20 protein-coding genes, 1 tRNA gene, 2 pseudogenes and 1 riboswitch are annotated in these 17,798 nt (G+C 63.0%); of the genes and pseudogenes, 7 read left to right on the top strand and 16 right to left on the bottom strand.

Annotated features, from left to right (window positions below):
• Positions 1 to 32: 32 nt before the first annotated feature.
• The 4 genes from CO676_RS12075 to CO676_RS12090 form a co-directional block, all read right to left on the bottom strand.
• Complete coding sequence (locus CO676_RS12075; protein WP_012709672.1) at positions 33 to 221, bottom strand: Trm112 family protein; 189 nt, start codon at positions 219 to 221, stop codon at positions 33 to 35.
• A 10-nt stretch (positions 222 to 231) separates the two neighbouring features.
• Positions 232 to 912: an LON peptidase substrate-binding domain-containing protein gene (locus CO676_RS12080; protein WP_014766313.1), complete on the bottom strand. Its 681-nt coding sequence runs from the start codon at positions 910 to 912 to the stop codon at positions 232 to 234.
• Between the two features lie 143 nt (positions 913 to 1,055).
• Positions 1,056 to 2,036, bottom strand: coding sequence for a thioredoxin (trxA, locus tag CO676_RS12085; RefSeq protein ID WP_014766314.1), 981 nt, complete (start codon positions 2,034 to 2,036; stop codon positions 1,056 to 1,058).
• 58 nt (positions 2,037 to 2,094) lie between these two features.
• On the bottom strand, positions 2,095 to 2,604 hold the full coding sequence (locus CO676_RS12090) for a prolyl-tRNA synthetase associated domain-containing protein (RefSeq protein WP_014766315.1): 510 nt from the start codon (positions 2,602 to 2,604) through the stop codon (positions 2,095 to 2,097).
• 250 nt (positions 2,605 to 2,854) lie between these two features.
• Here CO676_RS12090 and CO676_RS12095 point away from each other — a divergent pair.
• Positions 2,855 to 2,929: transfer RNA gene (locus CO676_RS12095), tRNA-Gly, on the top strand.
• Positions 2,930 to 3,193: 264 nt separating this feature from the next.
• Here the strand turns inward: CO676_RS12095 and CO676_RS12100 are convergent.
• The 8 genes and pseudogenes from CO676_RS12100 to CO676_RS12135 all read right to left on the bottom strand — a co-directional run bounded on the left by CO676_RS12100 (position 3,194) and on the right by CO676_RS12135 (position 9,348).
• Positions 3,194 to 4,210, bottom strand: coding sequence for an aldose epimerase family protein (locus tag CO676_RS12100; RefSeq protein ID WP_097521262.1), 1,017 nt, complete (start codon positions 4,208 to 4,210; stop codon positions 3,194 to 3,196).
• An 83-nt stretch (positions 4,211 to 4,293) separates the two neighbouring features.
• Positions 4,294 to 5,476, bottom strand: a pseudogene (locus CO676_RS12105) (VWA domain-containing protein).
• Entirely contained in the window at positions 5,476 to 6,399 is a 924-nt protein-coding gene (gene metA / locus CO676_RS12110; protein WP_014766317.1) for a homoserine O-succinyltransferase, read from the bottom strand. Before metA ends, CO676_RS12105 begins: the two are co-directional and overlap by 1 nt.
• Before the next feature lie 60 nt (positions 6,400 to 6,459).
• Positions 6,460 to 6,537, bottom strand: a riboswitch (SAM riboswitch).
• 117 nt (positions 6,538 to 6,654) lie between these two features.
• Positions 6,655 to 7,115: pseudogene (locus tag CO676_RS12115) on the bottom strand (NUDIX domain-containing protein).
• A complete protein-coding gene (locus tag CO676_RS12120) occupies positions 7,112 to 7,951 on the bottom strand; it encodes a MoxR family ATPase (protein WP_097521263.1) in 840 nt (279 codons plus the stop codon). The pseudogene CO676_RS12115 and the gene CO676_RS12120 overlap by 4 nt, the downstream one beginning before the upstream one ends.
• Before the next feature lie 57 nt (positions 7,952 to 8,008).
• Complete coding sequence (locus CO676_RS12125; RefSeq protein ID WP_097521264.1) at positions 8,009 to 8,389, bottom strand: RidA family protein; 381 nt, start codon at positions 8,387 to 8,389, stop codon at positions 8,009 to 8,011.
• Positions 8,390 to 8,395: 6 nt separating this feature from the next.
• Positions 8,396 to 9,001 carry a 3-isopropylmalate dehydratase small subunit gene (gene leuD, locus CO676_RS12130; RefSeq protein WP_097521265.1) on the bottom strand — a complete coding sequence of 202 codons (606 nt, stop codon included), beginning with the start codon at positions 8,999 to 9,001 and terminating at the stop codon, positions 8,396 to 8,398.
• Between the two features lie 101 nt (positions 9,002 to 9,102).
• Positions 9,103 to 9,348: a hypothetical protein gene (locus CO676_RS12135; RefSeq protein WP_041414755.1), complete on the bottom strand. Its 246-nt coding sequence runs from the start codon at positions 9,346 to 9,348 to the stop codon at positions 9,103 to 9,105.
• 100 nt (positions 9,349 to 9,448) lie between these two features.
• Between CO676_RS12135 and CO676_RS12140 the strand changes: the two genes are divergently transcribed.
• From CO676_RS12140 to ispG, 3 genes are all read left to right on the top strand, one after another.
• Positions 9,449 to 10,354 carry a CoA ester lyase gene (locus CO676_RS12140; RefSeq protein WP_097521378.1) on the top strand — a complete coding sequence of 302 codons (906 nt, stop codon included), beginning with the start codon at positions 9,449 to 9,451 and terminating at the stop codon, positions 10,352 to 10,354.
• Positions 10,351 to 10,557: a DUF1737 domain-containing protein gene (locus tag CO676_RS12145; protein WP_097521266.1), complete on the top strand. Its 207-nt coding sequence runs from the start codon at positions 10,351 to 10,353 to the stop codon at positions 10,555 to 10,557. Before CO676_RS12140 ends, CO676_RS12145 begins: the two co-directional genes overlap by 4 nt.
• A gap of 253 nt (positions 10,558 to 10,810) precedes the next feature.
• Positions 10,811 to 12,064 (top strand): flavodoxin-dependent (E)-4-hydroxy-3-methylbut-2-enyl-diphosphate synthase, encoded by a 1,254-nt coding sequence (gene ispG, locus CO676_RS12150; protein ID WP_014766323.1) that lies wholly within the window; start codon positions 10,811 to 10,813, stop codon positions 12,062 to 12,064.
• A 10-nt stretch (positions 12,065 to 12,074) separates the two neighbouring features.
• Here the strand turns inward: ispG and CO676_RS12155 are convergent, their stop codons facing one another.
• From CO676_RS12155 to CO676_RS12165, 3 genes are all read right to left on the bottom strand, one after another.
• The gene (locus tag CO676_RS12155; protein ID WP_097521267.1) at positions 12,075 to 12,716 is read right to left on the bottom strand and encodes a LysE family translocator; all 642 of its coding nucleotides are present in this window, start codon (positions 12,714 to 12,716) and stop codon (positions 12,075 to 12,077) included.
• Positions 12,717 to 12,918: 202 nt separating this feature from the next.
• Positions 12,919 to 13,974 carry a histidinol-phosphate transaminase gene (gene hisC, locus CO676_RS12160; protein WP_097521268.1) on the bottom strand — a complete coding sequence of 352 codons (1,056 nt, stop codon included), beginning with the start codon at positions 13,972 to 13,974 and terminating at the stop codon, positions 12,919 to 12,921.
• Between the two features lie 5 nt (positions 13,975 to 13,979).
• Entirely contained in the window at positions 13,980 to 14,894 is a 915-nt protein-coding gene (locus CO676_RS12165; RefSeq protein ID WP_041414756.1) for a polyprenyl synthetase family protein, read from the bottom strand.
• A gap of 211 nt (positions 14,895 to 15,105) precedes the next feature.
• Between CO676_RS12165 and mtgA the strand changes: the two genes are divergently transcribed.
• The 3 genes from mtgA to rpmF all read left to right on the top strand — a co-directional run bounded on the left by mtgA (position 15,106) and on the right by rpmF (position 16,935).
• A complete protein-coding gene (gene mtgA / locus CO676_RS12170; RefSeq protein WP_080605851.1) occupies positions 15,106 to 15,852 on the top strand; it encodes a monofunctional biosynthetic peptidoglycan transglycosylase in 747 nt (248 codons plus the stop codon).
• Positions 15,853 to 15,929: 77 nt separating this feature from the next.
• Positions 15,930 to 16,577, top strand: coding sequence for a glutathione S-transferase family protein (locus CO676_RS12175; protein WP_097521269.1), 648 nt, complete (start codon positions 15,930 to 15,932; stop codon positions 16,575 to 16,577).
• 172 nt (positions 16,578 to 16,749) lie between these two features.
• A complete protein-coding gene (gene rpmF / locus CO676_RS12180; protein WP_012067326.1) occupies positions 16,750 to 16,935 on the top strand; it encodes a 50S ribosomal protein L32 in 186 nt (61 codons plus the stop codon).
• A 215-nt stretch (positions 16,936 to 17,150) separates the two neighbouring features.
• Here rpmF and phaR read toward each other — a convergent pair whose 3' ends face one another.
• Positions 17,151 to 17,729, bottom strand: coding sequence for a polyhydroxyalkanoate synthesis repressor PhaR (gene phaR, locus CO676_RS12185; RefSeq protein ID WP_014766329.1), 579 nt, complete (start codon positions 17,727 to 17,729; stop codon positions 17,151 to 17,153).
• Positions 17,730 to 17,798: the final 69 nt, after the last annotated feature.

Genomic DNA, 17,798 nt, shown 5'->3' on the forward strand with positions numbered 1-17,798 from the left:
GCGGGGAGAGGGGTTAGGGGCAGAATTCCGCGCTAATCCTCGATCTTGCGCGCCTCCGAGACCAGCATGATCGGCACGCCGTCGCGAATCGGATAGGCAAGCCGCGCCTTTTCCGAGACCAGCTCATGGGCCTCGGCATCGTAGCGCAGCCGCCCCTTCGTCAGCGGGCAGACGAGCAGTTCGAGGAGTTTCGGATCGACCCTGCTGGCATTTGCGTCCATGGCTTCGTCTTCACTGCAGAATGTTGTCGAAATCGCCGAAATTGCGGGCGAGCACGATCTCGGTGATCGCGATCAGCGTTTCGGCGCGCGTCCTGAGATCGGGCGCTTCCAGCAGCGCCTGTTTCTCCGCCGGCCCATAGGGCGACATCATCGCCATCGAATTGACGAGCGTACGGTTGCTGGCCCGTTCGACACTTTCCCAGTCCGCTTCCAGCTTGTTGGCGTCGAGATAGGCGCGGAAGGCGGCGAGCAGCGCCTCGCGATCGACGAGGGCTTCGTCGTCGGGCCCCTCGAGATCGGCCGCAAAGGGGCCGATGCGGAAACGCCGATAGCCGCGCACGCCGGAAATTTCGGAAAAGAGCCTGTAGCGGCAGACGCCGGTGAGCGACGTGATATAGCGGCCGTCGCCGGTCTCGGCGAAGGAGGTGATGCGGCCGATGCAGCCGACCTGGCATAGGGCCGGCACCGGCGAGGAATCGATGTCGCTGCGACCTTCGGCAAAGGAGGGTTGGACGATGCCGATCAGCCGGTCACCGGAGAGCGCGTCGTCGAACATTGCGAGGTAGCGCGGTTCGAAGATATTGAGTGGAAGCTGTGCACCCGGAAGCAGCAGCGCGCCCGTCAGGGGGAAGACCGGAATTATCTCCGGCAGATCCTTCGGACTGAGATAGCGCGCATTTCCGACATGCATTTCCGAATGCCCCTGAAGATCACGGCGTCCCCGTCGCAGAGCGTGGGCCGCACGCTCAAGAGATGGTGCATCCCTCGAAAATCTCAAGAAGAAAGCTGCGATCGGCGACGCAAAAAGCAGGTCCGCTTGCTGACGCCAACCGGTCAGGAGAAGAGAAGCGCGGAAAGCTTGCGGCGGGCGGCAATCGTCGCCGGATCCTTCGGCCCCCAGACTTCGAAGAAGGACAGGAGTTCGCGCCGGGCGGCGTCGTCCTCAAAGCTGCGATCGCGCTTCATGATCAGCAAGAGATGGTCGGCCGCACCGGTCCTGTCGCCTTCGACATTGCGGATCTTGGCAAGCTTCAGCCGCGCCGCGTGATCGTCGGGGTTAAGTGCCAGCTGATGCTCCAGCTGAACCGGATCGCCGAGTTTGCGGGCCTCTTCGATCTGGTCGAGCTTCTTCGAAACGGCGCTGATGGAAGCGGCCTTGCCGAGTTCCTCCGGCAATTGCGAAAGCGCCTGGCGCGCCTCGGCAAGCTGGCCGAGCGCGATCATGCATTCGACCATGCCGGCGATTGCATCGGTATTTTCCGGCTCCGCCTGCAGCACGGCACCGTAAAGGCCGGCGGCGTTCTGCGCGTCGCCCGCTTCGAGCAGCGCCTTGGCGTCGGCAAGCACCGCTTCGACCTCGGCCTTGGAATCGTCGACGGTCGGGCCGGCAATGCGGTCGATGAACTGCTTGATCTGGCTCTCGGGGATCGCGCCCATGAAGCCGTCGACCGGACGCCCGCCGACGAAGGCGATGACCGCCGGGATCGACTGGATACCGAGTTGGCCGGCGATCGAAGGATGGTCGTCGATGTTCATCTTGACGAGCTTCACACGGCCGGCTGCTTCCTTGACCACCTTCTCGATGATCGGCGTCAGCTGTTTGCAGGGTCCGCACCAGGGCGCCCAGAAATCGACCAGTACCGGCTGCTGGCGCGAGGCCTCGAGCACGTCGCGCGCGAAGCTGGCGGTCGTCGTCTCCTTGATCAGGTCGCCGGCCGCGGCGGCGGCATTCGGTGCCGGCTGCTCGCCGAACGACGCCGAGGCCGTCATCTGGTTGCCGAAGGAACCTGCATAGGGATTGTCGCTACCGCCCATTTTCTCTCCTCGCGGGCTTGTCGCCCGACTTCATGGTTTCCGCGCCAAAGATCGTATGTCAGGCCGTCACTTTCAAGACAAGCGGTTCGTGTCCGGTTGCCTCCATGAAGCGCAGCATATCCTTGGCGGCGATCGAGGTCGTCTGGTCGTTCGAGAGCGGGTGGCAGTTGATCGTGTCGAATTCCATCAGCCCCTCGTCGAGAATGAACTTCACCTTGCCCGACGTGTCGTTGATCGCCCCGAGGGCAGTCACGGCGCCGGGGATCACGCCCAGATATTCCATCAGCTTCTCCGGCTTGCCGAAGGAGACCTTGCTTGCCGCACCGATGGTCTGATGAATGGTCTTCAGATCCACCGTCGCATTCTCCTCGACGATCAGCAGGAAATAATTGTCTTTTTTGTCCTTCAGGAACAGGTTTTTTGTATGTCCGCCGGGAATTTCGTCGCGTAGCGCCACCGATTCGGCCACGGTGAAGACCGGCGCATGCCGCTTCGTCCGGTGTTCGATTCCGAGTTCGTCGAGAAAGCGGAACAGGTCTTCCGCGGTCTTCGGCTGTGCCTCGCTCATGCTCTTGATCCTTCTGCCACCCGAGATTTCCCCCTGCTTTACGAGGAAGGGACGGCTTGCGCAATCTCAAGGGCGACAGCGAATGACCGGGATCACGGCAGGAGCTTTTGGGATTAGCCCGAAAAATTTCTTGCCTTCGACGCTATTTCCCTGTTGCATTTGAAAAATGCTTAGGCCATATAGCGCCGGTCGCCGCAAGACGGGGCGGCAACCCACGGTCCACAGACTACCCCGGACCTGGGTTTGATGAGCGGGTGTAGCTCAGGGGTAGAGCACAACCTTGCCAAGGTTGGGGTCGAGCGTTCGAATCGCTTCACCCGCTCCATTCTTCCAAGACCTTCAAAGCCTCGGTTTTCCGGGGCTTTTGTGTTTTTCTGGCGCGCGCGAAGTCACGTCGGCTGGAAGCTGCGAAAGAGGACGTGGTTACCGCGCGGTTACCTATTCTCGCAAACGCATAGGGCGTTGACCCTCGTAAACATTGCCAGTGGAGCGCGCGCTAATTCCCCTACAGACGACTCAAGGGGCCTCGCTCTCCAAAGTCGCTTGCCTGCGTTCCGCCCTAACTTTCAGGCTAGGCAGAGCTACGATATTAGCTCTTCACGAAAACGTAGTCCGTCTCCTGCCGGAGCACTTCGCCGGGCCTCAGCACCGCCTTCGGGAAACCCTCGCGGTTCACCGCATCCGGCCAGATTTGCGTTTCGAGGCAGAAGCCGGCGAAGGGGCCGTAGCGGCGGCCCTCGAGGCCGGGGACGGGTACGTTCAGCTTGCTGCCGGTATAGAGCTGGACGCCGGGTTCGGTGGTCAGCACCTCCAGCGACACGCCGGAATTGATGCTGCGCGCCAGCGCCACGGAGCGCTTCTGCATGCGCTCCGGCGAGAGGCAGAAATTGTGGTCATAGGCGATCTTCTCGCCCTCCAGCTGCCGCCGCAGCGAGGTCATCTCGCGGAGATCGAAGGCGGTGCCGGCGACCGGGCGGATCTCGCCGGTCGGGATCAGCCGCTCGTCCGTGGGAAGATAATGGTCGGCGGCGATCATGATGTCATGGCCGAACGCGTCGGCGCCGCCGTCAAGGTTGAAATAGCTGTGCTGGCAGAGATTGGCGAGCGTCGGCGCGTCCGTCTCGGTTTCGTAGAGAACGTTCAGCGTGCCGCCCGGCTTCAGCGTATAGATGCAGGTGACGGAGCAATTGCCCGGATAGCCGGCGCGACCATCGGGATCGGTGATCCTGAGCGTCACGCTGTCTTCCGCCCCGTCGACGATCGTCCAGTTGCGCTTGCCGATATTGTCGCTGCCGCCGTGGAGATGCGTAACGCCCTTCTCGTTGAGCTCGAGCTGGTAGGCCTTGCCGTCCAGCACGAAGCGCCCGTCGCCGATGCGGTTGGCGTTGCGGCCGGGCGTGGCGCCGAAATAGGAGGAATGGGCTGGATAGCTTTCGAAATCCTCGAAACCGAGCACGAGCGGGGCCGCATGGCCCTCGAGCCGCAGGTCCTGGATGACCGAGCCCCAGCTGATCACCTTCGCCGTCAGCCCGCCGCCCTTGAGCGTCACCCGATGGACCGGTTCGCCCGACGCCAGGTGGCCGAAGATTTCCGTGTCAGCGCTCATCTTGTCTCTCCTCGCTTCGTCGGTCCAAACGGGCGACAAACTGCGTCATTTCCGGCGGTGCGGCAACCGGAAAGTCAGACTATTCAGCGGGACAATTCCTTCGTCGCCGCCTGCAGGCCGGCAAGCGTCAGCGGGAACATGCGGCCGTGAAAGAGCGCGCGGATCATGCCCGTCGAATGGGTGTGGCGCCAGTCACCCTCCGGCACCGGATTGAGCCAGATCGCACGCGGGAAATGCGTCGTCAGGCGCTCGAGCCAAAGCGCCCCCGCCTCGTCGTTCCAGTGCTCGACCGAACCGCCCGGATGGCTGATCTCGTAAGGGCTCATAGCGGCGTCGCCCACGAAGATGGCGCGGTAATCGCTGCCATAGGTGCGCAGGAGTTCCGCCGTGCGGGTGATGTCGGCGCGGCGGCGGCGATTGTCCTTCCACAGGCCCTCATAGACGCAATTGTGGAAATAGAAATAGTCCATGTGGCGGAACTCGGCGCGCGCCGCGGCGAACAGTTCCTCGACGATACGGATGTGGTCGTCCATCGATCCGCCGACATCGAAGAACATCAGGAGCTTGACGGCGTTGCGCCGCTCCGGCCGGGTCACCACGTCGAGATAGCCGTGCTCGGCGGTCGAGCGGATCGTGCCGGAAAGGTCGAGTTCCTCGGCCGCCCCCTGGCGCCCAGCGCCTGAGCCGTTTCAACGCGACCTTGATGTTGCGGGTGCCGAGCTCGACCGTATCGTCATTATCCTTGAACTCCCGCCGATCCCAGACCTTGACGGCGCGGCGGTGGCGCGAGCCCTCCTGACCGATCCTGACACCCTCGGGATTGTAGCCATAGGCGCCGAAGGGCGAGGTGCCGGCCGTACCGATCCATTTCGAGCCGCCCTGGTGACGGCCGGCCTGCTCGGCAAGCCGTTGGCGCAGCATCTCCATCAGCTTGTCGAAGCCGCCGAGCGCCTCGACGAGCTTCTTCTCCTCTTCGCTCAGATATTTCTCGGCGAGCTTCTTCAGCCATTCCTCGGGGATCTCCGCCTCGGCGACACCCTGTGACGGCGAAACCGCCTCAAGTCCTGCGAAGCGATGGCGGAAGACCCGATCGAAGCGGTCGATGTAGCGCTCGTCCTTGATGAGCGCCGTGCGCGCCAGGAAATAGAAGGCCTCCACGTCGAAGGCGGCAATCCCCGTCTCCATTCCCTCGATCAGCGACAGAAACTCCCGGAGCGTTACCGGGACCTTCTCGGCCTTCAGTTCGAGGAAGAAGGGGATGAACATCACTCTCCAGTGCCGATCTTTTCGAGCTCGTAGGATGTCGTCTGGTACATCTCGTTGATCCAGTTGCCGAAGAACAGATGCGCATGGCTGCGCCAGCGGTTCTGAGGCGGCAAAGTCGAATCGTTATGCGGGAAATAGTCATGCGGCAGCTTGATCGGCACGCCGGCATCCGCGTCGCGGAAATATTCGTCCGACAGCGAGGTCGAATCATACTCGACATGGTTGAACATGTAGAGCCGGTTGCCCTTCTTTTCGTGTACCAGGCAAACCCCCATCTCCTTCGATTCCATCAGGATCTCGAGGCTCGGCACCCGATCGATGTCGGCGCGGCGCACCTCGGTCCAGCGCGACACGGGGACGGCGAAATCATCCGAAAAGCCGTTCAGGTAGACGGAGGAAGGCTTGAGGTTCTGGTGGCGATAGACGCCGAAGGCCTTTTCTTTGAGCGGATACTTCGGCACGCCGTGGAAGTGGTAAATCGCCGCCATCGCGCCCCAACAGACGTTCAGCGTCGAATGCACGTGCGTCGTCGTCCAGTCCAAGATGCGCTTCAATTCCTCCCAATAGGTGACCTCTTCGTAGTCGAGCGTCTCGACCGGGGCGCCGGTGATGATAAAGCCGTCGAACTTGCGGCCCTTCACCTCCTCCCAGGTCTCGTAGAAGGCGAACAGATGTTCCTCGGGCGTGTTCTTCGGCCGGTAGCCGCCGATGCGCACCAGCGTCAGCTCCACCTGCAGCGGCGTCGCGCCGATCAGCCGGGCGATCTGGATCTCCGTCTTGATCTTGTTGGGCATCAGGTTCAAGAGCCCGATCTGCAGCGGGCGGATGTCCTGGCGGACCGCCGCGGTCTCGGTCATCACCCGCACGCCCTCGTTGACGAGTGTTTCGAAGGCGGGCAGCGTATCCGGAATCTTGATGGGCATGGTTCCACTCGATCAATACAAAAAAACCGGCGGCGAGATGATCGCGACCGGTCCTCGGAAATCCGTTGTTCCTCGGCCCTTTAGCGATTTCTTTAACGTGGCTGCAAGCCGGCCGGCCAAATCACCACAGGATCGCTTGATAGCGTGGCGGAGGCGGCGCGGTCAATGAAAAACGATTCGCGGATGTTGCGGCGGCCCCTCATCCGGCCCCGCATCCCCTCGCCCCGCTTGCGGCGAGAGGGCTAGTCCTCGGGGTTAAACCCGAGGAGAGGGGCCAACTGCCGCTGGCTTTTGCAGCAAGGCCAGAGCTTCATTCATCCCATATCCCAATCGACTGCTGGCATCGCTTTGGCTGACCCAGAAGAAGCGAAAGCGGATCGGCGGACCGCCGCTGTCCGGCGTCATTTCGTCGTCAGCCAGCTTTGCCGCTGCTCGCCGACGAGGGCCGTGTGGAAATAGAGCCGCCGGTGCCAGATCTCGCTGCCGCTCTTCACGAAGCGGTAGTCCAATGTGGCGAGTTGGGCGAATGGTTCCCGCGGTGCCAGCCCGGTCTCTTCGAAGAACTCCCGGCGGGCGGCCGCTTTCGGGCTCTCGCCCGGCTCCATCGTGCCGCCCGGCACCTGCAGGTCGACCTCGGGAAAATCCGGTTGATCGAAGACCAGCAGCGAATCTCGCCAGGTGGCGTAGATCAGCACCTTGTGAGCGTCCGGCCTCATCCGTCACGGCGCGCCATGAAGGCCAGCCGCTCGAAAAGATGGACGTCCTGCTCGTTCTTCAGAAGCGCGCCGTGCAGCTTCGGCAGAATCGATTTCGGATCGGCGCGCAAGTCTGCCGGATCGATCTCGTCGGCGACCAGCAGGCGGATCCAGTCGAGCGCCTCGGAGGTCGAGGGCTTCTTCTTCAGGCCCGGCACCTCGCGGATGCCGTAGAAAGCGGTGAGCGCCGCCGAAAGCAGGGTCTTGCGGATGCCGGGATAATGAACCTCGACGATGCGGGCGAGCGTCTCGGCATCGGGAAAGCGGATATAGTGGAAGAAGCAGCGGCGCAGGAAGGCGTCCGGCAATTCCTTCTCGTTGTTCGAGGTGATGATGACGATCGGTCGGTGCCGGGCGCGGATGGTCTCGCCCGTTTCGTAGACGTGGAACTCCATCCGGTCGAGCTCCTGAAGCAGGTCGTTCGGGAATTCGATGTCCGCCTTGTCGATCTCGTCGATCAAGAGCACTGCCTTCTCAGACGCCTGGAACGCCTGCCAGAGCTTGCCTTTGCGGATATAGTTCCCGACGTCATTGACGCGGGCGTCGCCGAGCTGGCTGTCGCGCAGCCGGGAGACGGCATCGTATTCGTAGAGTCCCTGCTGTGCCTTGGTCGTCGACTTGACGTTCCACTCGATGAGTTCGAGGCCGAGCGCTGCGGCGATCTGGCGGGCAAGCTCGGTCTTGCCGGTGCCGGGCTCGCCCTTGACGAGCAGCGGCCGCTCCAGCCGGATCGCCGCATTGACGGCGACCATCAAGTCCTTGTCGGCGATATACTCGGCGGTGCCTTCGAAGTGCATGGGGCTGCTGCTCTCGAATTTGGAGGAACGTGCGATACGGGCAAAGACCGATCCCGTTTAGCCGCGAAACGCCGTGACCTCGATTTCGATCAGCATTTCCGGGCGGATCAGGTCGCAGACGACCATCGTCGCGGCCGGGCGGATCTCGCCGAAGATCTCGCCGAAGATCGGGAAGACCCGGTCGGCGAAGCTGGCGTCGGTGACGTAATAGTGGTTGCGCACCACATCGGCGAGCGAGAAGCCGGCTTCCTTCAAGGCGGCTTCGATCGTCTTCAGGCAGTTGCACGCCTGTTCCTCGACCGTCTCCGGCATGGTCATGGTTGCGTAGTCGTAGCCGGTCGTGCCGGAGACGAAGCACCAGTCGCCCTTTGCGACGGCACGCGAATAGCCCGCCGTCTTCTCGAAAGGCGAACCGGAAGAGATGAGCTTGCGCGCCATCAGCGCTCAGGCCCAGGGATGCGACGCGGCGTTCCTCTTCTCGAAGCTGTCGATGGCGCTCGCCTTTTCGAGCGTCAGGCCGATGTCGTCGAGACCGTTCAACAGGCAGTGGCGCTTGAAGGCATCGATCTCGAACTTGATCGAGCCGCCGTCGGGGCCGGTGATTTCCTGGGCTTCCAGATCGATCGACAACACGGCGTTGGAACCCCGGTTGGCGTCGTCCATCAGCTTGTCGAGGTCGGCCTGGCTGACAACGATCGGCAGGATGCCGTTTTTGAAGCAGTTGTTGTAGAAGATGTCGGCGAACGAGGTGGAGATAACGCAGCGGATGCCGAAATCGAGGAGCGCCCACGGCGCATGCTCGCGCGAGGAGCCGCACCCGAAATTGTCGCCGGCAACCAGGATCTTGGCGTTCTGGTAGGCCGGCTTGTTGAGCACGAAATCCGGATTTGGCGTGCCGTCCTCGTTGTAGCGGGCCTCGGCGAAAAGTCCCGTGCCGAGCCCGGTGCGCTTGATCGTCTTCAGGTAATCCTTCGGGATGATCATGTCCGTGTCGATGTTGACGACGGGCAGGGGCGCAGCAACGCCGGTGAGCTTGACGAACTTGTCCATGGTCTAGCCTTCGATTTCAGCGGAAATGTTGGGAGAGCGTTTAGATCAGTTTTGCGCCGAAATGAAGGGGAATCTGCGTTTGCGGACCTTCCCGGCTCGATTCAGAGATCGATGATCGTGCCGCGCCCGTCGTTCCAGATCCGCATTTCGCGCTGCTGGCCGGCAGCGGCCGCGCGGGCACGTGCCGGCATCGGCTTCGCGTTGAACCGTGCGGCGATCGCACTGCCGATCGCAATGACGGCGGCAATGCCGGCAAGCGCCAGGGCGAGCGACGCGGTCAGCACGAAGGCCGCAAACGTGATGGCAATGGCTGCGGCCGTGAAAAGAACAGAGCGAATGCTTTGCATGTTCGTCACCTTTCTAAAACGCATGTGGTGGCTTGCGGCACCGCTTGCAAGAGGGCCCATCGACTTGCGCAAGGCACGAAAGGCGGGCACAACCAATCCCATGAGTCGAGCGACCAATCATCATCCCGCGCGGCTCCGCCGCTCCGTGCTTTGCGTGCCGGCGGACAATGCCCGTGCGCTTGCCAAGGTCAAGGACCTTGCCGCGGATGCGGTGATCTTCGACCTCGAGGACGCCGTAGCACCCGAGCGCAAGGCCGAGGCCCGCGACGCTCTTGTCCGCCACCTGTCGGAAAACCGGCCCGGCGGCGAAGCGATCATCCGCATCAATGTGGCGGAATCGGGTTTCAGCGAAGCGGATCTCGTCGCCGCGGTCGCGGCGAGCCCGGATGCGATCCTCCTGCCCAAGGTCGAAAGCCCCGCCGACATTCAAGGCATCCTTGAATGGCTGTCTGAAAACGACGCGCCGGAGAGCTTGCGGCTCTGGGCGATGATCGAGACGGGGCGCGGCGTCATCAACGCGCCGGCGATCGCCGAGACGGGCCGCACCTTCGGCGGCCGGCTCGATTGCTTCGTCGTCGGCCTCAACGATCTGCGCAAGGAGACGGGCGTTGCCGCACTCGCCGGCCGCACCTATCTCGTCCCCTGGCTGATGCAGGTCCTCGTCGCCGCCCGCGGTAGCGGCCTCGACGCCATCGACGCGGTCTTCAACGATTTTCGCGATGCGGAGGGTTTCGAGGCCGAATGCCGGCAGGGACGCGACATGGGCTATGACGGCAAGATGCTGATCCACCCCGCCCAGATCAACGCGGCCAATCGCTGCTTCGGCATCGACCAGGCGGCGCTTGACGAGGCGCGCGCGATCATCGACGCTTTTGCCCGGCCGGAACATGCAGGCAAAGGCGTGATCAATCTCGGCGGCCGCATGGTCGAACGGCTCCATCTCGAGCAGGCGCTGAAACTCGCCGCGAAAGCGGAGACCATCGAAAGACGAAAGGCGAAATTTTGAAGCTCTACCGATTTTTGACCGGCCCCGACGACGCGTCGTTCTGCCACAAGGTGACGGCGGCATTGAACCAGGGTTGGAGTCTGCACGGCCCGCCGGCCTATGCCTTCAACGCCGATACACAGCATATGCTGTGCGGCCAGGCAGTGGTGAAAGAGGTGGAAGGCACGGATTATCATCCCGAGATGAAACTGTCGGAGCAATAGGGCCGCTCATAGGCGGATATCGATTAGCCCTCGCACCTGGCTCGTCCCGTAGGCCGACGCTTACAGGCGAAAGTGGCCGGCAGGCCGGGGCCAATCACCCGCCTCGACGACCCTCGCCATCAATTCGCCGTCAGCGCGTGATGTTGCCGTTGACAAGCAGGCTTTCCTCCTCCACCTGAAGGGCGAAAGCTCGGGACGCGACTGCCGTCCGCATCCCGCTTCGAACTCGCCGGGACCCCAAGAAGAGGCCTTCATGTCTTCTGCTTTCGATTTCGAGCCAAAGCCGCGCCGCCCGTCGGTTGCCGTCGATGTCGGCGGCGTCATCGTCGGCGGTGGCGCGCCGGTCGTCGTGCAGTCGATGACGAATACGGACACGGCCGATATCGATGCGACGGTGGCGCAGGTGGCGGCCCTCCACAAGGCAGGCTCCGAACTGGTGCGCATCACCGTCGACCGCGACGAAAGCGCCGCCGCCGTGCCGAAGATCCGCGATAGGCTGCTGCGCCTCGGCATGGACGTGCCGCTCGTCGGCGATTTCCACTATATCGGCCACAAGCTGCTTGCCGATCACCCGGCCTGCGCCGAAGCACTGGCGAAATACCGCATCAATCCGGGCAATGTCGGCTTCAAGGACAAGAAGGACAAGCAGTTCGCCGAGATCATCGAGATGGCGATCCGCTACGACAAGCCGGTGCGCATCGGCGTCAACTGGGGCTCGCTCGACCAGGAGCTCCTGACGCGGCTGATGGATGAGAATCAGGCCAAGGGCTCGCCCCTGACGGCGCAACAGGTGACGCGCGAGACGATCGTGCAGTCGGCGCTGCTCTCGGCGGAGCTTGCCGAGGAGCTCGGCCTGCCGCGCAACCGCATCATTCTCTCCGCCAAGGTTTCAGGCGTCCAGGACCTGATCGCCGTCTACGCGATGCTGGCCGCCCGCTCCGACCATGCGCTGCATCTTGGCCTTACCGAGGCTGGCATGGGGACGAAGGGCATCGTCGCCTCCTCGGCTTCGCTCGGCATCCTGATGCAGCAGGGCATCGGCGACACGATCCGGATTTCGCTGACGCCCGAGCCCGGCGGCGACCGCACCCGCGAGGTGCAGGTGGCGCAAGAGCTCCTGCAGGTCATGGGCTTCCGCCAGTTCATCCCCGTCGTCGCCGCCTGTCCCGGCTGCGGCCGCACCACCTCCACGGTCTTCCAGGAACTCGCCCAGAAGATCCAGGAGGATATCCGCGCCAGCATGCCGGTCTGGCGCGAGAAATATCCGGGCGTCGAGGCGCTCAAGGTCGCCGTCATGGGCTGCATCGTCAACGGCCCGGGCGAGAGCAAGCATGCCGATATCGGTATTTCGCTTCCCGGCACCGGCGAGATGCCGGCCGCGCCGGTCTTCATCGACGGCCAGAAGGCAATGACCTTGCGTGGCCCGAAGATCGCCGAAGACTTCCAGCTTCTCGTCGCCGACTATATCGAAAAACGCTTCGGCCGCGGCCAGGCGGCAGCCGAGTAAGCAGCAACGATCAAAGCCGGGTGGTCAAAAGCTTCAGGCCGGCAAAGGCGAAGAAGCCGGCCATCAGGCTCTCGATGATCCGCCGCGATTTCAGATAGCCGCGGTGCACCGGCGACAGCGAGAAGACGATCGCAAAGCCGCAAAAGGTGACGAGGCCGATCAGCATGCAGCCGCCGATGAAGGTGGCGGTGACGGCGACCGGCGCCCCTTCCGGCATGCCGAGCGACACCAGCATAATCCAGGCGAAGATCGCCTTGGGATTGGTCAGGTGGATGCCGAGGCCCTTGAGATAGAGCTTCTTCAGCGACATTTGCAACGGAACGCCAAGGGATGGCCGGGGTGTGTCACCTCGCATCGCTGCTCGCAGCGCATTGTAGGCGAGCCAGAAGAGATAGCAGGCGCCGGCGATCTTCAGGACGATGATCGCCTCGCCATAGGTCCGGATGAGCGCCGAGAGGCCCGAGGCGGTCAGCATCGCCCAGGTGTAGCTGCCGGTCAGCACGCCGAAGGCAAGCGCCAGCCCGGCCTTTCGCCCCTGGCTCACCGACGTCGCGATGATCGCCAGAACCGCCGGGCCTGGCGATGCGGTGGCGATGACATAGGCCGTCCAGGCGACCAGAAGCTGCGGAAGATAAGGCGTGAGTTCGAGCATGCGGCGCCACCCATTTTGTCGTTCCGGACGGAAAGTAACCGAGGCCCTCGCGGCAGCCAAGGGCTAGCCTTTCCTGGTTAAATTGAACCATTCTGTTGGCTCAAGCGGAGCGGAATGCTTGCTCGGCTGGCGCGCGGCGTAGCCAACGCTACGGCGAAGCCAGCCGAGCAAACAGGCCGCCCGCTTCAGCCAACCCGAAGGGCTAGAGAATCTCGTCGAGCGCCGAAATCAGCCTGGCGCATTCCTCGTCGGTGCCGATGGTGATGCGCAGGAAATCCGAAATCCGCGGCTTGGCGAAGTGCCGGACGATGACTGCGCGCTCGCGCAGCTTGGCCGCGAGCGTCTGACCGGCCTGGTCCGGATGGCGGGCGAAGATAAAGTTCGCCTGCGACGGCAGGACTTCGAAGCCGCGTTTCTCCAGTTCGCTCGTCAACCGCGCACGCGTGGCGATGATCTTGCCGCGCGTCGCCTCGAACCATGCCTCGTCCCTGATCGCGGCGGTCGCGCCAGCCTGGGCGGCGCGTCCGAGCGGATAGGAGTTAAAACTGTCCTTGACGCGCTCCAGCGCCTCGATCAGCACCCGCTGGCCGATCGCGAAACCGACGCGCAGGCCGGCCAAAGCCCGGGACTTGGAGAAGGTCTGCACGACCAGCAGGTTGTCGTATTTCGGAACGAGCGCGGCCGCCGATTCGCCGCCGAAGTCGATATAGGCCTCGTCGATCACCACCGTCTGGTCGGGATGTTCGGCGACCAGCCGCTCGATCTCGCCAAGCGGCAGGCCGATGCCGGTCGGCGCATTGGGGTTGGGCAGGATGATTGCGCCGCAGGGGCGACGATAGTCGGCGATATCGATGCGGAATGCGGTGTTGAGCGGCACTTCGATCGCATCGATGCCGAAAAGCCCCGCATAGGTCGGATAGAAGCTGTAGGAAATGTCCGGATAGAGCAGCGGCTCGTCGTGCTTCAGCAGCGCGGCGAAGGCGTGGGCCAGCACCTCGTCGGAGCCATTGCCGACGAAGACTTCCCCGGCCGAGACGCCACATCGTGCGGCGATCGCCTCCCTCAGGCCCAGCGCGACCGGATCCGGATAGAGCCGGAGTTCGGCGTTTGCCGCCGCCCGGATCGCCTCGAGCGCCTGTTCCGACGGACCGTACGGACTTTCATTGGTGTTGAGCTTGACGAGATTGGCCATGCGCGGCTGCTCGCCCGGAACATAGGGTGTGAGCCTGGAAACGATCGGCGACCAGAATTTGCTCATTGTGTTCAGTTCCTCCGGTTCGCGACAAAGCGGGCGGTTTCGACGAGAACGGCCGAACGGGTACCGTAGGGTGCCAGCAGTTCTTCCGCCTCCGCCACCAGCTTTTCGAGTTGGCGCTCGGCCCAGGCCTGGCCATGAAGGCCGACGAGCGTACCCTTGCCGCGGGCGGCGTCCTTGCCGGTGGCCTTGCCCATCGCCTCGGCGTCGGCGGTGAGGTCGAGCAGGTCGTCGGCAAGCTGGAAGGCAAGGCCGACCTTGTCGCCGAAGGCGCGCATGCGTCGGCGATCCTCGAGACTCGCGTCGGCGATAATCGCGCCCGCCTCGCAGGCGAAGCGGATGAGGGCGCCGGTTTTCATCGCCTGCAGCGTAACGATAGCTGCCTCGTCCGGCGCCGTCTTCTCGGCGGCGAGGTCCAGCGCCTGCCCGCCAGCCATACCGCCAAGGCCGGCGGCGCGGGCAAGTGCCAGCACAAGCGCCGTCTTCTGGCGATCCGAGAGGGGCGTTGCGGGCGCGGCGACAATGTCGAAGGCGAAGGTCAACAAGCTGTCGCCGGCGAGAATCGCCGTTGCTTCGTCGAAGGCAATGTGCACGGTCGGCTGGCCGCGCCTGACGTCGTCGTCGTCCATCGCCGGTAGGTCGTCGTGGACGAGCGAATAGCAATGCACGCATTCGAGCGCCGCACCGATCCTGAGCGATGCATCGGCGCTGCCGCCGAGAAGGGCGGTACTTTCGGCGACGAGGAAAGGACGCAGCCGCTTGCCGCCATTGAGCACGCCATGGCGCATGGCATCGAGCAGCGTTGCCGGACGGGCGATCTCGTCCGCTTGGGACGCGGGCCCGAGGAGGCTCGAGAGCAGTCCCTCGACCGCCAGCGCCGCGGCCTTGAGGCGTTCCGCAAAGAATGATGGCTCGTCTTGCATGAGAGGCTCTTTGGCACGTGGGAGAGCCGCTTTCAACGGACTTTTGCGCCGCAGCTCACGCGTTTTGTTCGGGATGAGTGCACAGGCGCCCTTGTCTTTGCGAGAAAGGCCGTTCAACTTTCGCGATCCATGAAATAAGAGTGGGGCCATGAAAAAGAGCGGGGTCATGAAATAAGAATGGGGAATGGATAGAGGGGTGGACAGTCAGGCCGTGGACATCGTTCCGGAAGAACGCGAGGAGGGCGAGTTGCCCGCCGGACGGTGGTCTGCCATGCGCCGCACGTGGCGAACGCGCCGCCGGCGTCTCGTTCTCGCGGCGCTTTGCATTCTCCTGCTGCCTTACCTGCTGATCTTCGTCTACCTGCTCGGTTTCATTCATCCGGTATCGACATTGATGCTGCGCGACCTCGTGCTGCTGCGCGGCTACGACCGGCAGTGGGTGGCGTTCGACGATATCTCCCCGGTCCTCGTCCAGTCGGTGATGATGTCCGAGGATGGCCAGTTCTGTGTCCATAACGGGGTCGACTGGATGCAGATGCGCGGTGTCGTCGAGGACGCCCTGGATGGCGAGCAGACGCGCGGTGCGAGCACGATCCCGATGCAGACGGTCAAGAACCTCTATCTCTGGAACGGCCGCTCCTTCGTTCGAAAGGGAATGGAGCTGCCACTCGCCGTCGTTGCCGATCTCGTCTGGAGCAAGCGGCGCATGATGGAAATCTACCTGAACGTCGCCGAGTGGGGCGACGGCGTCTACGGCATCGAAGCCGCCGCGCGGCATCATTTCGGCGTTTCCGCAGCCAAGCTTTCGCGCCGCCAGGCGGCGCTGCTGGCCGTGGCGCTGCCCAATCCGATCGACCGCAATGCCGGCAAGCCCGGACGGGGCTTGAGGCGTCTCGCCTCGGTGATCGAACGTCGCGCCGGCCGCTCCGGCGACTACATCACATGTCTTTATGATTGAGATGAAGACAATTCATTGGTTGTGCGGCTGCGCCTATGGCAAGTCTGCCTCCCGAAAAACCAAGCGGAGACGGAGCCATGGCCGAGCTGGTCCTTTATGTCGGCAACAAGAATTATTCGTCCTGGTCGCTTCGGCCGTGGCTCGCCCTCGAAGGTTGCGGCATTCCGTTCGAGGACGTCGTCATCCCCTTCGACTTTCCGGCAGGTAACCCGAGGATTCGTGAAATCTCGCCGACCGGCCGCGTGCCGGTCCTGCAGCACGGCGAGATCCGCGTCTGGGAATCGCTGGCGATCATCGAATATGTGGCCGAGCTTTACCCCGAGGCTGGCCTGTGGCCGGAGGACCGCGGGGACCGTGCCCGTGCGCGCAGCTATTCGATGGAAATGCTTTCCGGCTTCCGGGCGCTGCGCGGCGCCTGCCCGATGAATATCCGCCGGCCGGTGAAGGCGATCGCGCTTCCCGAAGGGGTCGCCGCCGATGTCGCGCGGATCGAAGAGATCTGGCACGAGGCGATCGCCCGCTCCGGCGGACCGTTCCTCTTTGGCCGCTTCACCGCCGCCGACGCGATGTTCGCCCCCGTCGTCAACCGCCTGGAAATATATGAGCTCACGACGGATCCGGCAACGCTCGCCTACATGGACGCCGTCAAGGCACACCCGGCCTTCCGCAAATGGGAGGAGGCATCGAGGGCCGAACCGTGGATCGTGCCGGAAGACGAGGTCTGACGTCTCAAGTAGGAGCAGACGCTTGCCGCCCCGATTCGAAATTTTGCACGCGGGGACTGGTCAAAGCGTGGTTGGCCATGTATAAGCGCGCAAAATTTCCGAGATCGACATCTGTTTGACCCGGCCATTTTCGGCTGCTGAACAGTGTTTTGCCCGATAAGTGGAGAATGAAATGGCTGTACCTAAAAGAAAAACGAGCCCGTCCAAGCGTGGCATGCGCCGTTCTGCTGACGCCCTCAAGGCTCCGACCTACATCGAAGACAAGAATTCCGGCGAACTGCGCCGTCCGCACCACATCGACCTGAAGACCGGCATGTACCGCGGTCGCCAGGTCCTGACGCCGAAGGAAAGCGCATAAGCTCTTCCGTCTGCGGATGAAGTTTGAAGGGTCGGCTCTGCCGGCCCTTTTTCTTTGGTGCGTTGGAGCGCAGCGCTTCCGAAACGCCCCTCCCCACAGGTGGGAGGGGCTTGCGCGCCACCGTCCAGCCCAACTCAAGGTTCCCACAAGTGGTGACGGATTGAATCAAATGTGAAGTAGGGTAGCCCCTCCCTTTTATGGGGAGGGGCGTATTTCTAGCCGAGATTGTCGAGCTTCGTCTGCAGCGCCCGAAGCTGTTCCTTGAGCTCGTCGATATCCTTCGCCTCGGCCTTCTTGGTCTCCTTGGCCGGAGGAGCGGCCATGAAGGGCGAGAACATCTGCATGGCCTGATGAAACATTTCGGTGTTGCGCTTGACCTGCTCCTCGACCAGCTGCAACGGCACCTGGAGGTTCTTGCCGAGCGGCGTGTCGCCGAAGGCCTTGTTGATCTGCTCGCGCATCTGCGCCTGCTGCTCGGTGAAGGCCTGCATCGAATGTTCGAGATAGCTCGGCACGACCATCTGCATCTGATCGCCGTAGAATGAGATGAGCTGGCGCAGGAAGGAAATCGGCAGAAGCGTATTGCCGGTCTTCGACTCCTGCTCAAAGATGATCTGCGTCAGCACGGAATGCGTGATATCTTCGCCGGACTTGGCGTCCTGGACGACGAAGTCTTCCCCCCTCTTCACCATCACGGCCAGATCGTCGAGGGTCACATAGGTGCTCGTGCCGGTATTGTAGAGCCGCCGGTTTGCGTATTTCTTGATAACGATCTGGCCTTCATGCTTCGCCATCAGGGTCTCCTCTACCCATCGTCCCGTCTTTATTGTGTTTTTTAAGAGTATCCGCAAAAGAGCGCCGCT

This window comes from Sinorhizobium sp. BJ1 (assembly GCF_002531555.1).
In the GTDB taxonomy this organism is placed as follows: Bacteria; Pseudomonadota; Alphaproteobacteria; order Rhizobiales; family Rhizobiaceae; genus Sinorhizobium; species Sinorhizobium fredii_B.

What these genes read in the sequence shown, in the direction of transcription:
- CO676_RS12075 (WP_012709672.1), bottom strand. Translation starts at nt 221, where the DNA reads ATGGACGCAAATGCCAGCAGGGTCGATCCGAAACTCCTCGAACTGCTC.
- CO676_RS12080 (WP_014766313.1), bottom strand. Translation starts at nt 912, where the DNA reads ATGCATGTCGGAAATGCGCGCTATCTCAGTCCGAAGGATCTGCCGGAG.
- trxA (WP_014766314.1), bottom strand. Translation starts at nt 2,036, where the DNA reads ATGGGCGGTAGCGACAATCCCTATGCAGGTTCCTTCGGCAACCAGATG.
- CO676_RS12090 (WP_014766315.1), bottom strand. Translation starts at nt 2,604, where the DNA reads ATGAGCGAGGCACAGCCGAAGACCGCGGAAGACCTGTTCCGCTTTCTC.
- CO676_RS12100 (WP_097521262.1), bottom strand. Translation starts at nt 4,210, where the DNA reads ATGAGCGCTGACACGGAAATCTTCGGCCACCTGGCGTCGGGCGAACCG.
- metA (WP_014766317.1), bottom strand. Translation starts at nt 6,399, where the DNA reads ATGCCCATCAAGATTCCGGATACGCTGCCCGCCTTCGAAACACTCGTC.
- CO676_RS12120 (WP_097521263.1), bottom strand. Translation starts at nt 7,951, where the DNA reads ATGCACTTCGAAGGCACCGCCGAGTATATCGCCGACAAGGACTTGATG.
- CO676_RS12125 (WP_097521264.1), bottom strand. Translation starts at nt 8,389, where the DNA reads ATGGCGCGCAAGCTCATCTCTTCCGGTTCGCCTTTCGAGAAGACGGCG.
- leuD (WP_097521265.1), bottom strand. Translation starts at nt 9,001, where the DNA reads ATGGACAAGTTCGTCAAGCTCACCGGCGTTGCTGCGCCCCTGCCCGTC.
- CO676_RS12135 (WP_041414755.1), bottom strand. Translation starts at nt 9,348, where the DNA reads ATGCAAAGCATTCGCTCTGTTCTTTTCACGGCCGCAGCCATTGCCATC.
- CO676_RS12140 (WP_097521378.1), top strand. Translation starts at nt 9,449, where the DNA reads ATGAGTCGAGCGACCAATCATCATCCCGCGCGGCTCCGCCGCTCCGTG.
- ispG (WP_014766323.1), top strand. Translation starts at nt 10,811, where the DNA reads ATGTCTTCTGCTTTCGATTTCGAGCCAAAGCCGCGCCGCCCGTCGGTT.
- CO676_RS12155 (WP_097521267.1), bottom strand. Translation starts at nt 12,716, where the DNA reads ATGCTCGAACTCACGCCTTATCTTCCGCAGCTTCTGGTCGCCTGGACG.
- hisC (WP_097521268.1), bottom strand. Translation starts at nt 13,974, where the DNA reads ATGAGCAAATTCTGGTCGCCGATCGTTTCCAGGCTCACACCCTATGTT.
- CO676_RS12165 (WP_041414756.1), bottom strand. Translation starts at nt 14,894, where the DNA reads ATGCAAGACGAGCCATCATTCTTTGCGGAACGCCTCAAGGCCGCGGCG.
- CO676_RS12175 (WP_097521269.1), top strand. Translation starts at nt 15,930, where the DNA reads ATGGCCGAGCTGGTCCTTTATGTCGGCAACAAGAATTATTCGTCCTGG.
- rpmF (WP_012067326.1), top strand. Translation starts at nt 16,750, where the DNA reads ATGGCTGTACCTAAAAGAAAAACGAGCCCGTCCAAGCGTGGCATGCGC.
- phaR (WP_014766329.1), bottom strand. Translation starts at nt 17,729, where the DNA reads ATGGCGAAGCATGAAGGCCAGATCGTTATCAAGAAATACGCAAACCGG.